Raw genomic sequence first — 14,269 nt, 5'->3', positions numbered from 1 at the left:
GTCACTCTCCTCCCGGAAGGGCCGACAAGGCCCGGTCGAGCCAGCCGACAAAGCCCTTGGGCGTATCCGTCACCGGCTCCAGATAGGGGGCGAGGATGTCGTATTCCGGCGCTTTGTCGCGCGGGCGGGGCGGCAGGTACTTGTTGACGGGTTTTGTCCCCTGCTCGGGCATCAGGTCCAGTCCGCCGCGTTCCGCGACAAGCTGGCTGACATCGCTGTCGGGGTCGCCCAGATCGCCGAAATGCCGCGCGCCGGCGGGGCAGGTGCGCACGCAGGCGGGCACCCTGTCTTCCTCGGGCAGGTTCTCGTTATAGATGCGATCGACGCAGAGCGTGCATTTCTTCATCACCTTTTCGGCCACGTCCATCTCGCGCGCGCCATAGGGGCAGGCCCAGGCGCACAGCCCGCAGCCGATGCAATCGCTTTCGTTGACAAGAACGATCCCGTCCTCGGCCCGTTTGTAGCTGGCGCCTGTCGGGCAGACGGTCACGCAGGGCGCATCCTCGCAATGCAGGCAGGATTTCGGGAAATGGACAAGCTGAGCGGCCCCCTCGTCGGGCTGGATCTCGTAGGAATGCACCCGGTTGAGGAAGGTTCCCACCGGATCGGCGCCGTAAGGGTCCTCGTCGGCAAGAGGGGCGCCGTAATTCTCGGTGTTCCAGCCTTTGCACGACACGACACAGGCGTGGCATCCGACACAGGTGTCGAGGTCGATCACAAGGCCAAGCTTGACGGAGGAGGGGGGAGGGAGCTGGGTCATGTCAATCCGTCGATGCGGTCAGAATGAACAGGTGGCCGGGCGAGGTCGGTCAGCGAGGGGTTGTCCTCGGGCGACCATGTCGCGACGAACCAGATGAAGGTGCCGACCATGATCGCCACGAGAAGGGCCATCAGCAGAAACAGGTGGCGTGTCTTCATGATCCGACCTTCCAGGCAAGCGATCTGGGGCCGCGGCCCACGGGTGACTTGATCGGGGGCAGGGCGGGCTTGGCCTCTGCCGGGGCGGGCGCCTTTTCGATCTTCACCCGCAGGTCGAACCATGCCGCCTGGCCGGTGATGGGATCGGAATTCGACCAGCGCATCCCGTCGCCCTTGGGCGGCAAAAGCTCGTGGATCAGGTGATTGAGCAAGAAGCCCTTCGTGGCCTCGGGCGCGTCGTCATCCAGCGCCCATGCGCCCTTGCGTTTACCGATCGCGTTCCATGTCCAGACGGTGTCTTCGTTCAGCGCGGCCATATGCGCCACGGGCACCGTGATCTTGCCATGGGGCGAGGTGACCCGCGCCCAGTCGCCCTCGGCAAAGCCGTTCGCCTCCCAGATCTTTGTGGGAAGGTATAGGGGATTGTGCCCGTGGATCTGACGCAGCCATGCGTTCTGGGTGCCCCATGAATGATACATCGCCATCGGGCGCTGGGTCAGGGCATGAACGGGATAGGCGCCGTCATCTTCGAGCGCTTCGCTCATCGGCGCGTACCAGATGGGCAAGGGGTCCATCGTCGCTGCGATCCGGGCGCGCAGGTGATCGGGCGGTTGCCTCACGCCCTCGCCTTCGGCGGCAAGCTGGAACCTGCGCATCGGTTCGGACCAGAGCTGGAAGATGTAGGGCTGGGGGCTGTCGTAGAAGCCCATCTTCACCGCCCAGTCCTGATAGGCGGTGTTGAAGGGTTTGTAGAACGCGGCCTCGCCGGGGACATGGCTCATCCAGAAACCGCCATTGGCGATATAGCTGTCGATCTGGCCCTCGTTCGGATTGCCCCGACCGTCCTGAAGGCCGGTCTCGCCCATGCGCCATCCGGCCAGCGGGCCGATACCGGGGCGGCGAATGTGGTTGGTGATGTAATCGGCGTAATCGGCGTATTTCTGGCTGCCATCGTCGTTCACGAAGCCGGGCAGCCCAAGCCGGGCCCCCAGATCGCAAAGCATCGACTGAAAGCCCCGCACGTCGCGGTCCGGTTCGACCACGGGCCAGCGGATCGCATCGGCCACGGCGTCGGCCTCGCAGATAGGCCGGTCGAGCAGGCTGATGCAATCGTGCCGTTCGAGGTAGGTGGTATCGGGCAGGATCAGGTCGGCATAGGCGACCATCTCGGATGAATAGGCATCCGAATAGATGATGCGCGGAATGACGTATTCGCCGTTTTCATCCGTATCGGTCAGCATCTTCATGGTGCCCGACGTATTCATCGACGAATTCCACGACATGTTGGCCATGTACATGAACAGCGTGTCGATCCTGTAGGGATCGCCCGCATGCGCGTTCGAGATCACCATATGCATCAGCCCGTGGGCCGACATCGGGTTTTCCCACGAGAACGCCTTGTCGATCCGGGCCGGGCGGCCATCATCGGTCAGACACAGATCGTCGGGGCCATGCGGGTAGCCCAGATGCGGCCCATCGAGGGGCGCGCCGGGCGTGACCTTGCAATGCGGCTTGGGATGCGCGGTGGCGGGTTTGGGATAGGGCGGCTTGAACCGCATGCCGCCGGGTGTCTCGACGCTGCCGATCAGGATCTGCAGCATATGCAGGGCCCGGCAGGTCTGGAACCCGTTCGAATGGGCCGAGATGCCGCGCATCGCATGCATGGAGACCGGGCGGCCCACCATCGTCTTGTGAGTCACGCCGCGAAAATCCGTCCATTCCCGGTCGAGCGTGATCGCCTCGTCAAAGGCCACACGCGCGATTTCGCCTGCCACCGCACGGATGCGCCGGGCCGGAATGCCACAGCGGTCGGCGACGGCTTCGGGGGCGTAGTCATCACTCAGATAGCGGTCGGCCATATGGTGCAGGACGGGCCGGTGCGTCACGCCCTTGTGGCGCCAGGTGGCCGACAGGTCGGGCTCCACGCCTGCACCGTTCCAGGGCGCCAGCTTTCCGGTGCGGCGGTCGATGACCTGGGGTTCACCCTCTTCGTCACGCAGCAGAAGCCCGTTCTGGGGTGAATCCGGGTCCTCGTTCACGAGGCACGAGGCATTGGTGAACCGCGCAAGGTAATCGAGGTCGATCCGACCGGCCTTCATCAGGCAATGGATCAGCGACAGGATCAACAGGCCATCCGTGCCCGGCGTGATCCCCAGCCAGTCATCCGCGACCGCGTTATAGCCCGACCGGATCGGGTTGATCCCGATCATCCGGGCTCCGCGTTCCTTGATCTTGCCGATCCCCATCTTGATCGGGTTGCTGTCGTGATCTTCGGCCACGCCGAACAGCAGGAACAGTTTCGTGCGGTCCCAGTCGGGCTGGCCGAACTCCCAGAACGCCCCGCCCATGGTGTAGATACCCGCGGCGGCCATGTTGACGGAACAGAATCCGCCATGCGCCGCGTAGTTCGGTGTGCCAAAGCTTTGCGCCCAAAGCGAGGTGAAGCTTTGCGACTGATCGCGGCCGGTGAAGAATGCCAGCTTCTCGGGCGCCTCGGCCCGCAAGGGGGCGAGCCAGTCGGTGGCGATCTGCAGGGCCTCGTCCCACGAGATCTCCTCGAACTCGCCCGATCCGCGGGGTCCCACCCGTTTCAGGGGCGCCCGCAGACGTGAGGGTGCGTTGACCTGCATGATCCCCGCCGATCCCTTGGCGCAAAGAACGCCCTTGTTCACCGGGTGGTCGCGGTTGCCCTCGATATAGGCGACCTTCTTCTTGCCGTCGGCGCCGGCCTTCATGTGCACGTTGATGCCGCAGCGGCAGGCGCACATGTAGCAGGTCGTCTGGCGGATTTCGTCCGAGATCTTTGGAGAAAGATCGAGATCGGGTTGCCCGTTCGCCATGATTGTCCTGTCCCTCCCCTGACTCGGCCCGGAAGAGTTTCCCGGTTTCGCGCCCGAGCGCAAACAATTGTTTTGAAAATCACTTATCCAAAGGAACGTCAGCGCGCATCCATCGGGATCCAGTCCCGCATTTCCGGCCCGTTATAGAGTGTGAGCGGGCGGATCAGGATGTTGCCGCGCCGCTGTTCGAGGCATTGGATCACCCAGCCGGGCATCCGCCCGATGGCGAAGATCGGCACGTAAAGGTCCATCGGGATTCCGTGCAGCTGGTAGATCACGCCGGAATAGAAATCGACATTCACGTTCAGCCCGTGCCTTGCATAGGGCTTCATCGCCTCGACCACCGCCTGAAGGATCTCGTACCATTCGGGCGCGCCCATCTCCTCGCCCAGCTTGCGGACGCCTTCGCGCATGTGGCGTGCGCGCGGATCCTCGGCACGGTAGACCCGGTGGCCAAAGCCGGTGACGGCTTCGCGATTGGCGCGCTTGGCCTTGACGTAGGCGGCGGCATTCTCGGGCGTGCCGATCTCGTGGACCATCTTCATCACGTCTTCGGCCGCGCCGCCATGCGCTGGGCCCGCCAGCGTCGACAGGGCGGTGACGATGGCGCCGTGCAGGTTGGCCTCGGTGCCCACCGTCACCCGCGCGGCAAAGGACGATGCGTTCGCGCCATGTTCGGCGTGAAGGATGAAATCCACATCCGCAAGTCGGGCCGCGTCATCCGACGGCCTTTGGCCCTTGAGCATCCAGAGCCAGTTGGCCGCATGGCCAAGCGCGGGGTCCGGCGCGACGGGATCGCGGCCGGTCCGGATCGCCTCGTGCGCCGCGATCAGCGTGGGCACCTGCGCAATCAGCCTGAGCCCGTTGGCCAGAAAGCCCTCTTCGCTGGCATCCGCGCTTGCCGGGTCGAGCGCGGCCAGGGCCGAGACGGCGGTCCGCAGCACGTCCATCGGGTGGCCCGCGGCGCAGGTTCGGATGACCTCGATCACCTCGTCGGGGACGGCACGATTGGCCCGCAAAGTCGCATCGAACCGGGCAAGATCGTCTGCACCGGGCAACTCGCCGTGGATGAGCAGATAACAGACCTCTTCGAAGCTGGCATGGGTCGCGAGGTCGTGGATCGAATAGCCACGATAGCTCAGCTCTCCCTTTGCGCCGTCGATATGGCTGACGGCGGACCGTTCGAAATACACGCCCTTGAGGCCCCGGTTGATCTTGACGCTGTCTGTCATGGCTGGCTCCTTGGCGGAAAGGTGGAGAATGGAATGACGGTCCTCGAACAGGCATTTGCCACGGCCCGTGCGCGGCAGGCGCGGATCGTGTTTCCCGAGGCGGACGAGCCGCGCGTCGCGGCGGCGATGAGCCGCCTGGAAGACGAGGCCATCTGCCGCCCGGTCGGGATCGCACCTACGACCGAAGCGCAGGTCGGCGCGCTCGTTTCCGCGCGCGGCATGAAAGAGGCGCTGGCCCGGAGGCTTCTGGCCAAGCCGCTGTATCGGGCTGCCGCGATGGTCGCGGCTGGTGAAGCCGATGCCATGGTCGCGGGTGCTGACAGCCCCACACGCCGGGTCATCGAGGCCGCTTCGATGGCGATTGGGCTGGCCGACGGGGTTGCGGTGCCCTCGTCGTATTTCCTGATGGTCTTTCCCGATGGGCGGGAGATGATCTTTGCCGATTGCGCGGTCAACGTGGCGCCGGACGCGGCGGCCTTGGGCGATATCGCCCGGGCCTCTGCGGCGACTGGCGAGGCCTTGCTGGGTGTGGCGCGGGTCGCGCTTCTGTCGTTCTCGACGGGGGCGAGCGGCGCGGGGCCAAGTGTCGATGATGTCCGCCGCGCGGCGGAAGACACCGGTTTCACCGGCCCGGTCCAGGCGGATGCGGCGCTGAATCCCCGGATCGCGGCGGCCAAGGGGCTTGGCGCCGGTGATGCGAACGTGCTGGTTTTTCCGTCTCTCGATGCCGGCAACATCGCGTACAAGCTGGCGCAGGAACTGGCCGGCGCGCAGGCGATCGGGCCGATGCTGCAGGGATTTCGGCGGCCGGTCTGCGATCTGAGCCGGGGAGCCACGGTCAACGACATCGTCGCGGCGACGGCCCTGACCGCCGCATTGGTCGCGGACTGACCGCGCCCGTCGGGCCAGCGGAGAGGGCAGAACCTGTGGGTCATGCCGCGCCTGTCATCAGTGACAACGCATCCCGCGCGATCATCCGCTCTTCTTCGGCGGGCACGATCCAGATCGCGACCTTGCTTGCTGCGGTGTGGAGCCGCGGGCCGCCCCGATGATTTGCCATCGGGTCCATCTGCACGCCCAGCCATTCGAGCCCTCGCAGGATGCGCGCCCGCACGCCGACGGCGTTCTCTCCGATGCCGCCCGTAAAGGCGATCGCGTCCAGCCCCTCCATCGCCGCGATCAGCGATCCGGCATGGCGCAGGGACCAGTAGCAGAAATGCTCGACCGCGAAGGCGCTTTCGGCGGAGGGATCCAGCATCAGCTTGCGCATGTCGGATTTGCCGCCCGACAGACCCAGAAGCCCGCTTTCGTGGTTCAGGATCGCCTTTGTCCTCTCGAGCCCGTTTTCCTCCACCAGCCTCAGCACCGCATTCGCGTCGATCCCGCCGGCGCGCGTGCCCATGGTCAGACCGTCGAGCGGGGAATAGCCCATCGTGGTCGCCACAGAGCGGCCATCGAGGATCGCGCAAAGCGAGGCGCCGTTGCCGAGGTGAAAGGCCAGAAGTCGCGCGGGCACGGCGCCTCCCGAGATCCGGGGCAGCGCAGCCACGAGCGAGGCATAGCTCAGCCCGTGAAACCCGTAGCGGCGGATGCCCTTGGTCTCCATCATCTTCGGGATCGCATAGCGGGTCGCGACCTTCGGATTGGTTGCATGAAACGAGGTGTCGAAACTGGCATATTGGGGAAGCTCCGGCACCAGTTCGTGAAGCGTTTCGATGGCCGCCAGATTGTGCGGATTGTGTAGCGGCGCCAACGGCGAACAGGCCGCGATCTCGGCCAGCACATCCGGCGTGATCCGGACAGGGGCGGTCAGGCGGCTGCCGCCGTGGACCACGCGGTGCGCCGCGGCATCGAGATGCGAGAGCGAGACACCCGCCGCGTTCAGCGCCTGCAGAACGGCGCACAGAGCGGCCTTGTGATCAACGAGGGGCATCGGGGTGCGTGCGCCATTCACCTCCAGAAAGCCGCCCGATCCGATTTCGGCGGCAAGGCCCTGCAGCCGCAACTCGAGCGTCGTGGTGAACAGCGCGAATTTGATCGAGGACGAGCCCGCGTTGAGAACGAGGATCACGGCGCGCCCTCCATTACGGATGCGACGGGGCCGGTCATGCGATGCTCCGCACCACGCCCGCCAGCGCAAGCACCGTCAGAAGCAGAAGCGCATAGCGGCGGAAATCCTCGGGCGCGGCGGCCCGGAACCTTTGGGAGCCGTACCAGACGCCCAGGGCCATGAAGGGCAGGAAGATCGCCGTTGCCACAACCGTATCAAGCGAAACAAGGCCCGCCCGCGTCATCAGCGGGAGCGCGACCAGATCGATCAGGAAGAAAAACGCGATGATCGTGGCGCGAAAGGTCTGGGCAGGGAACGGCTGAGCAGCAAAGAAGGCCGCGACGGGCAGGCCGCCCAGCGACGCGCCCTGCGCAATACCGGAGACAACGCCCGTCGCCACATGGGCCGGTGCCCCAAGGGGGGTGCTGGTCCGCCAGCCCGTCCAGAGAAGGGCAGTCACCGCCAGCACCAGAAGCGAGATCGTCAGCCGCGCGGTATCGTCGCCCATCTGCGCGACGGCGGCGATACCAACCGGCATTGCGAGCAGCGCGCCGGGCGCCAGCCACAGAATGCGGCGCCAGTCGATCTCCTTGCGGATGCTGCGGGCCTGTCCGGTCGTCAGAAAAAGGTCGGCGATCACGACGACAGGCACGAAATTCACGGGATTGGTCACAAGGCCGGACCCCAGCAGGATGATCGCGGCAAAGCCGAAGCCGGAATAGCCCCGGATCACGCCGGCCAGCGTTGTCACCAGGGCGATCCAGCCCAGCGACAGGATACTCAGTTCAAAAGGCATGGGATCGCGGTGCCGGAGCCCGGGCCGTCCGGGGTCTGTGCCCCCGTCGGCCCGGTGTCAGTGGAATTGGCGTCCGGCCTCGCGTCATCCCGTCAGGCGGCCGACTGCGGCGTCATGTCGGCCGGGTCGATGCCGGCGACGGCAACCGGCTTCTTCATGGCGTCGCGGCGGAAAGGCTCGCCCAGTTCCTGGTTGATCATCGCTTCGATCAGGGTCGTCTTGCCGTGGTTCATCTGGTTGTCGATGGCCACGCGCAGCGCCTCGGTCAGTTCATCCATCGTGCGTGCCACGATCCCCTCGAGCCCGCAGGCCTTTGCGATCCCGGCATAAGACACATCTTCGCCCAGCTCGGTGCCGACGAAATTGTCGTCATACCACAATGTCGTGTTCCGCTTTTCCGCGCCCCATTGGTAGTTGCGGAAAACCACTTGCGTGACCGGCGGCCAGTCGCCCCGGCCGATAGCGGTCAGCTCGTTCACCGCGATGCCGAAGGCACCGTCGCCGGCAAAACCCACGACCGGCACATCGGGGCAGCCGATCTTGGCGCCCACGATCGAGGGAAGGCCATAGCCGCAGGGCCCAAAGAGCCCCGGCGCCAGGTATTTCCGGCCCTCTTCGAACGAGGGATAGGCGTTGCCGATCGCGCAATTGTTGCCGATGTCGGACGAGATGATCGCCTCTTTCGGCAGTGCGGCCTGAATCGCGCGCCAGGCCATGCGCGGGCTCATCCAGTCGGGCTTGGCGTTGCGAGCCCGTTCGTTCCACGTCGTGCCCGGGTCGTCATCCTCGTGATCCATCGAGGACAGCTGCTGCGCCCAGCGGGATTTCGTTCCGGCGATCAGTGCCTTGCGGGCCTCGCGACCCTCATCGCCGGCGGTGCCGGACAGACGGCCGAGAATGCTTTCGGCGACCTTGCGGGCATCGCCCACGATGCCGACGCTGACCTTCTTGGTCAGGCCGATCCGGTCGGGGTTGATGTCGACCTGGATGATCTGTGCGTCTTTCGGCCAATAGTCGATCCCATAGCCGGGAAGGGTCGAGAACGGGTTGAGCCTTGTGCCGAGGCACAGCACCACGTCGGCCTGCGCGATCAGCTCCATCCCCGCCTTCGATCCGTTATAGCCCAGCGGCCCCGCGAAAAGCGGGTGCGAGCCGGGGAAGGCGTCATTGTGCTGGTAGCCCACGCAGACGGGCGCATCGAGCCGCTCGGCCAGTGCCGCAGAGGCCGGGATCGCCCCGGCAAGCACGACGCCCGCGCCATTCAGGATCACCGGGAATTTCGCCTCGCTCAGCAGGCGCGCGGCCTCTGCGATGGCGGTATCGCCGCCCGAGGGGCGCTCGAATTCGACCATGGCGGGCAGCTCGATGTCGATCACCTGGGTCCAGTAATCACGCGGCACGTTGATCTGCGCGGGCGCGGAGGCGCGTTTGGCCTGCAGGATCACGCGGTTCAGCACCTCTGCAATGCGCGAGGGATCACGGACTTCTTCCTGATAGGCGACCATGTCCTCGAACAGCTTCATCTGTTCGACTTCCTGGAACCCGCCCTGTCCGAGTGTCTTGTTCGCCGCCTGCGGCGTGACCAGCAGAAGGGGCGTATGGTTCCAGTAGGCTGTCTTGACCGGGGTCACGAAATTGGTGATGCCCGGGCCGTTCTGGGCGATCATCATCGACATCTTGCCGCTGGCACGGGTGAAGCCGTCGGCCATGAACCCGCCCGAACCTTCATGCGCGCAATCCCAGAACTTGATCCCGGCTTGGGGGAAAAGGTCCGAAATCGGCATGAAGGCGGAACCGATGATCCCGAAGGCGTGTTCGATTCCGTGGCGCTGAAGCACTTTGACGAAGGCTTCTTCGGTCGTCATCTTCATCTGGTCTGATCTCCCGTGAAATAGGCATGCGCGCGGATCACCCGGGCGACCCGCGCTTTCCTTCTCTGTAATGAGGGGCGGCGGTCTCGCTATAGGGCCAAAACTGCCCCTGTGATATATCCAGGACTTGGATCATCCCATCGCGGCCCTGATCCGGGCGATGCCCTCTGCGATCCGGCCGGTCGGGATCGAACTGTAGCCCAGCCTGTAGAACGCGTCGTTGGCGTCGCCGGGTCCGAAAAAGGCGCGGCCGGGCTCGATCAGCACGCCGTCGGATTTGAGCCTCTCGGCCAGATCTGTGGTGTTCACCCCGTCTGGGGCACGCATCCAGAGGCTCGATCCGCCATGGGCATCGCTTCCCTCGATCCAGAGCCCCTCGCGCGTCAGGGCCTCGGTCATGATCCTGCGGCGTTCGGCATAGGCGCGGCCCATCCGCCTGATCTGCGCGTCGTAATGACCCAGCGACAGGAAATAGGCCGTCGTGCGCTGAACATGGCCCGGCGGGTGGCGCAGAACGGTGGCGCGCAATGCCCGCGCGGCCGAGATGAAGTCCGGCGGACCGACAAGATATCCAAGGCGCAGCCCCGGGAATATCGACTTGGAGAACGAACCCACGTGGATCACCCGCCCGCGAGTATCCAGCGACTTGAGCGCCGGGGCCGCGCCGCCTGCGACGGACATCTCGAAATCGTAGTCGTCCTCGACGACAAGCATGTCCTGCGCCTCGGCCAGATCGAGAAGCCGCCTGCGGCGATCATGCGGCATCGTCGCGGTGGTCGGGCAGTGGTGCCCGGGCGTGACAAAGGCCACATCTGTTCCCTGCGGGATGGCGCCGGGGTCCAGGCCATGACGATCTACCGGCACGGCGTGATGCGACGCCCGGGTCGAGGCCACGATCGAGCGAAGCGACGGATAGCAGGGCGTTTCGATCACGGCGGAGCGGCCTTCGCGGAGCAGAAGCTGCGCCGTCAGCCAAAGGGCATTCTGCGCGCCCAGCGTCAGCAGGATTTCATCCGGCCCCGCAAGGATGCCCCGGCGCGGCAAGGTCTGGCGCGAAATGAAATCGATCAGCAGCGGGTCGTCCTGATCGAACTGGTCGGAGGAGAGAGAGTTGAAATCCTTTCGCCCCAGGGCCCGCAGCGCGCACAGCCGCCAGTTGCCGGCATCGAATAGGTCGGGGTCGGGCTGACCATAGATGAAATTGAACCTGTAGCTTTGCCAATCCCGCGGCTTGGTCAGGCCAAGCGATGGCGCCGCCGGGCCCAACCTGTCGCCCCAATTGACCGAGGAGACCTCTTTCGGGGCGGGTTTGAAATCCGGTGGCTGGGGCGCGTTTTCCGAGACGAAATACCCGGACCTTCCGCGCGCGACGAGGTAATCGTCGGCCACCAGCTCGGTATAGGCCAGCGTCACGGTGATCCGGCTCACACCCAGATGGACGGCAAGCCTGCGTGACGACGGCAGACGTTCACCGGGCCGAAACCGGCCCGACAAGATGCCTTCGGCAACCATTTGCTGGATTCGGGATTGCAGCGTGCCTTCTGTCGGCTGAAGCAGAAAGGATTCCGTCGGGATCATGGCTGGCCTGGCTCTAACGCCGGCCTAGTTTGGACTGATGGCGGGGGCGCGGCAAGATCCTGCCGGAGTGTCCGACCCGGCAGGTCTGGACTTTCGGGCGTGCTCTGGGGCAATGGTGAGACGCATTTCAAGGGGCGCGATCATGACGGCGGACACGGCGACGCAGAAGAGTTTCGATATCGTCATCATTGGCGCAGGGCCCGCGGGGTCTTCGGCTGCGTACACCGCCCTCAAGAAGGGCCTGTCCGTCGCGATCATCGACAAGCAATCCTTCCCGCGTGACAAGCTGTGCGGCGCGCTGTTTTCGGGCCGGTCCAAGCAGTATTACACCGAGATTTTCGAACGCGACCTCGATCCCGAATTCTTCGGCCCCAAGACCGAGATCGAGTTCTGGATGAACGGCCAGAAGCTGAGCGCGATGGACGATGTGCCGCCGCTTTATGTCACCATGCGCTGGGACCTCGATCACATCTGCCTGAAACACGCGATCGAGGCCGGTGCCGTCGACATGACCGGGCAGGCGGTCGCCGCGATCGACGAGAACGAGTCCGCGGTCGAGATGCGCGATGGGCGGCGGATCGGCTACAAGATTCTGATCGGTGCGGATGGCGTGAATTCCATGGTCGCCCGGACGCTTTATGGTCGTGCCTTCGATCATGAACGGATCGGGTTCGCGCTGGAGGTGGAACTCGACGGAAACCATCTTTGCCCGGACGATCCCGTCCGGATCGACTTTGCCGCGGCCAAGTGGGGCTATGGCTGGTGGTTCCCGAAATCCAAGACGACGACCGTTGGCGTGGGCGGCATCCACGCGGCCAACCCGAACATGAAGACCGCCATGGCGGGCTACCTCAAGACGCTGGGCGTCGATCCGGATATCAAGAAATACAAGGGCCATTTCCTGCCCTTCGGGGATGTGCGCAAATGGCCGGGCCGGGGCAATATCCTGCTGGCCGGTGACGCGGCGGGGCTTGTCGATCCGATCACCGGCGAAGGGATTGCCTTTGCCATGCAATCGGGCCGGTTCGCCGCCGAGGCCGCGTTCGAGGCGATGCAGCCCGGCATCTCGGGGGAGCCCGTCCACATCTATCGCCGCAAGCTGCGCGAAATCCACCGCTCGCTCAATATCGCGCGGATCATTCGCCCGATCCTGTCCCGCCCCTCGGGCGAGAAGGCGTTCGAATACATGTTCACCCATTCCGTCACGCTCAAGCGCCAATACATGGAACTTCTGGGCGGCGAACTGGAATACCCCACCATCCTGAAACGCGTCGTCCGCAAGATGCCGCAATACGTGATGGTGATGCTGCGTCAGAAAATGGGAAAGACACCTCCGGCACCGGCATGATGTCAGCCAGGCCAGCGGGTCGCGACGCGGGCCAGCGCTGCCCATTCAGAACACGGCGGAGGCTGAGGGATTAGCCGGCGGAATCCTCTCGGAACCAAGGCGAGCGCCCGGCCAGATCATGGGCCGACCGGGCGATTGTATCAGGCGAAGACACGGCCAAGCGCGCTGTCGACGGCGGTGGTGATCCGGTCGATGTCGTCCTTGGTGGCGATCAGTGACGGCGCAAAGAGAAGCGTGTTATTGTAACCCGGCATGGACCGGTTGCAGGCCCCGATGATCACGCCCTGCTGCATGCAATCGGCCACCACGGCCATCACCTGCTTCTCGTCGGCGGGCTCCTTGGTGGCGCGGTCGGTCACGAGTTCCGCACCCTGGAACAGGCCCATGCCGCGCACATCGCCGATGATCTCGTGCTTTTCCATCAGCTCGTTGAGCCTGTCGTGGAAATGCTCGCCCATGGCGGCGGAATTGGCCAGAAGCTCCTCCTCCTCGATAATCGCCATGTTCTCGAGCGCAGCCGTCGGCCCCGCGGTGCAGCCGCCGAAGGTCGAGATATCGCGGAAATAGCCCAGCCTGTCGGTGTCGTCCTTGAACATGTCAAAGACACGTTCCGTCGTCACGCAGCAGGAGATCGCGGCATAGCCCGAGGCCACGCCCTTGGCCATCGTCACGATATCGGGTTCGACGCCGAATTGCTGATAGCCAAACCACTTGCCCGTCCGGCCAAGGCCGCAGACCACCTCGTCGATATGCAGAAGAACGTCGTACTTGCGGCAGATCTCCTGCACCTTTTCCCAATACCCCTTGGGCGGCACGATAATGCCCCCGCCCGCCGTGATCGGCTCCAGGCAAAGGGCGCCCACGGTGTCGGGCCCTTCGGCAAGGATGACCTTCTCGATCTCTTCGGCGGCCTTTTCGCCATAGGTCGGGCCGGCCAGCCCGTCCTGCGCGCGATATTCGAGGCAATGCGGCACGCGGACGAAACCCGGTGTGAAGGGGCCGTATTGCATGCCGCGCTCGTCCTGTCCGCCGGCAGAGATCGTCGTGATGGTCGAGCCGTGGTAATCCCGGTCACGATAGAGGATCTTGTTCTTCTTGCCGCCGTAATGCTTGTGGGCGATCTGGCGCACCATCTTGAAGGCCTTCTCGTTGGCCTCCGACCCCGAGTTGGCGTAGTAGACGCGGCTCAGACCCGGCATCTTTTCGATCAGCCGCTCGGCAAATCGCGCGCCGGGGATCGTTCCCGCGGCGCCTGCGAAAAAGCACATCTTTTCCAGCTGGTCGCGCACCGCATTCGCGATGCGGGTCCGGCCATAGCCAACGTTGACCGTCCAGACCGCGCCCGAGACCGCGTCGAGATGTTCTTTGCCGGTGATATCCCAAAGCCTCATGCCCTTGCCTTCGACGATGATCCGCGGATCGATCGTCTCGAAGGGCTTGTGCTGGATCAGGTGGTGCCAGACATGCGCGCGGTCAGCTTCGATGACGTCGCGCGGGTCGTTCTGCTGCAGGGTATCCATGGCGGTCTCCACGTTCATGGGATGGCGGGCGGGCGCGAATCCCTGAAAAGAGTGCGCCGGATCACGTCATCATTGCGACCGCTTTCACCGGATCAATAGGGCCAGTTCCCGACCTG

General features: G+C 64.7%; 11 protein-coding genes. 2 read left to right on the top strand and 9 right to left on the bottom strand.

Annotation, left to right across the window (positions count from 1 at the left end; all coding sequences use genetic code 11):
- Position 1: 1 nt before the first annotated feature.
- The 4 genes from EP376_RS16440 to EP376_RS16430 all read right to left on the bottom strand — a co-directional run bounded on the left by EP376_RS16440 (position 2) and on the right by EP376_RS16430 (position 4,990).
- Positions 2-760, bottom strand: coding sequence for a 4Fe-4S dicluster domain-containing protein (locus EP376_RS16440; protein ID WP_127656708.1), 759 nt, complete (start codon positions 758-760; stop codon positions 2-4).
- The gene (locus EP376_RS23030; RefSeq protein WP_164744956.1) at positions 757-918 is read right to left on the bottom strand and encodes a hypothetical protein; all 162 of its coding nucleotides are present in this window, start codon (positions 916-918) and stop codon (positions 757-759) included. Before EP376_RS23030 ends, EP376_RS16440 begins: the two co-directional genes overlap by 4 nt.
- Positions 915-3,758, bottom strand: coding sequence for a molybdopterin oxidoreductase family protein (locus tag EP376_RS16435; protein ID WP_127656707.1), 2,844 nt, complete (start codon positions 3,756-3,758; stop codon positions 915-917). The genes EP376_RS23030 and EP376_RS16435 overlap by 4 nt, the downstream gene beginning before the upstream one ends.
- Positions 3,759-3,856: 98 nt before the next feature.
- Positions 3,857-4,990: a citrate/2-methylcitrate synthase gene (locus EP376_RS16430; RefSeq protein ID WP_127656706.1), complete on the bottom strand. Its 1,134-nt coding sequence runs from the start codon at positions 4,988-4,990 to the stop codon at positions 3,857-3,859.
- Positions 4,991-5,023: 33 nt separating this feature from the next.
- Between EP376_RS16430 and EP376_RS16425 the strand changes: the two genes are divergently transcribed.
- Positions 5,024-5,881, top strand: a complete 858-nt coding sequence (locus EP376_RS16425; protein ID WP_127656705.1) for a phosphate acyltransferase — start codon at positions 5,024-5,026, stop codon at positions 5,879-5,881.
- 40 nt (positions 5,882-5,921) lie between these two features.
- On the opposite strand, the gene EP376_RS16420 is transcribed toward EP376_RS16425, so the two are convergent.
- The 4 genes from EP376_RS16420 to pdxR all read right to left on the bottom strand — a co-directional run bounded on the left by EP376_RS16420 (position 5,922) and on the right by pdxR (position 11,285).
- Entirely contained in the window at positions 5,922-7,061 is a 1,140-nt protein-coding gene (locus EP376_RS16420; protein ID WP_240652474.1) for an acetate/propionate family kinase, read from the bottom strand.
- A 34-nt stretch (positions 7,062-7,095) separates the two neighbouring features.
- The gene (locus EP376_RS16415) at positions 7,096-7,836 is read right to left on the bottom strand and encodes a sulfite exporter TauE/SafE family protein (RefSeq protein ID WP_127656704.1); all 741 of its coding nucleotides are present in this window, start codon (positions 7,834-7,836) and stop codon (positions 7,096-7,098) included.
- A 92-nt stretch (positions 7,837-7,928) separates the two neighbouring features.
- Positions 7,929-9,707 (bottom strand): sulfoacetaldehyde acetyltransferase, encoded by a 1,779-nt coding sequence (xsc, locus tag EP376_RS16410; RefSeq protein ID WP_127656703.1) that lies wholly within the window; start codon positions 9,705-9,707, stop codon positions 7,929-7,931.
- A gap of 132 nt (positions 9,708-9,839) precedes the next feature.
- The gene (pdxR, locus tag EP376_RS16405) at positions 9,840-11,285 is read right to left on the bottom strand and encodes a MocR-like pyridoxine biosynthesis transcription factor PdxR (protein WP_127656702.1); all 1,446 of its coding nucleotides are present in this window, start codon (positions 11,283-11,285) and stop codon (positions 9,840-9,842) included.
- A 142-nt stretch (positions 11,286-11,427) separates the two neighbouring features.
- Between pdxR and EP376_RS16400 the strand changes: the two genes are divergently transcribed.
- Entirely contained in the window at positions 11,428-12,633 is a 1,206-nt protein-coding gene (locus EP376_RS16400; RefSeq protein ID WP_127656701.1) for a geranylgeranyl reductase family protein, read from the top strand.
- 140 nt (positions 12,634-12,773) lie between these two features.
- Here the strand turns inward: EP376_RS16400 and EP376_RS16395 are convergent, their stop codons facing one another.
- Complete coding sequence (locus EP376_RS16395; RefSeq protein WP_127656700.1) at positions 12,774-14,153, bottom strand: aminotransferase family protein; 1,380 nt, start codon at positions 14,151-14,153, stop codon at positions 12,774-12,776.
- Positions 14,154-14,269: the final 116 nt, after the last annotated feature.

The sequence above is a fragment of the Alexandriicola marinus genome (assembly GCF_004000435.1).
In the GTDB taxonomy this organism is placed as follows: Bacteria; Pseudomonadota; Alphaproteobacteria; order Rhodobacterales; family Rhodobacteraceae; genus Alexandriicola; species Alexandriicola marinus.
The sequence above is the reverse complement of the archived record's forward strand: the minus strand, read 5'-3'. Positions and strand labels throughout refer to the sequence as shown.

Coding starts and splice junctions, on each gene's coding strand:
- EP376_RS16440 (WP_127656708.1), bottom strand. CDS start 760: ATGACCCAGCTCCCTCCCCCCTCCTCCGTCAAGCTTGGCCTTGTGATC.
- EP376_RS23030 (WP_164744956.1), bottom strand. CDS start 918: ATGAAGACACGCCACCTGTTTCTGCTGATGGCCCTTCTCGTGGCGATC.
- EP376_RS16435 (WP_127656707.1), bottom strand. CDS start 3,758: ATGGCGAACGGGCAACCCGATCTCGATCTTTCTCCAAAGATCTCGGAC.
- EP376_RS16430 (WP_127656706.1), bottom strand. CDS start 4,990: ATGACAGACAGCGTCAAGATCAACCGGGGCCTCAAGGGCGTGTATTTC.
- EP376_RS16425 (WP_127656705.1), top strand. CDS start 5,024: ATGACGGTCCTCGAACAGGCATTTGCCACGGCCCGTGCGCGGCAGGCG.
- EP376_RS16415 (WP_127656704.1), bottom strand. CDS start 7,836: ATGCCTTTTGAACTGAGTATCCTGTCGCTGGGCTGGATCGCCCTGGTG.
- xsc (WP_127656703.1), bottom strand. CDS start 9,707: ATGAAGATGACGACCGAAGAAGCCTTCGTCAAAGTGCTTCAGCGCCAC.
- pdxR (WP_127656702.1), bottom strand. CDS start 11,285: ATGATCCCGACGGAATCCTTTCTGCTTCAGCCGACAGAAGGCACGCTG.
- EP376_RS16400 (WP_127656701.1), top strand. CDS start 11,428: ATGACGGCGGACACGGCGACGCAGAAGAGTTTCGATATCGTCATCATT.
- EP376_RS16395 (WP_127656700.1), bottom strand. CDS start 14,153: ATGGATACCCTGCAGCAGAACGACCCGCGCGACGTCATCGAAGCTGAC.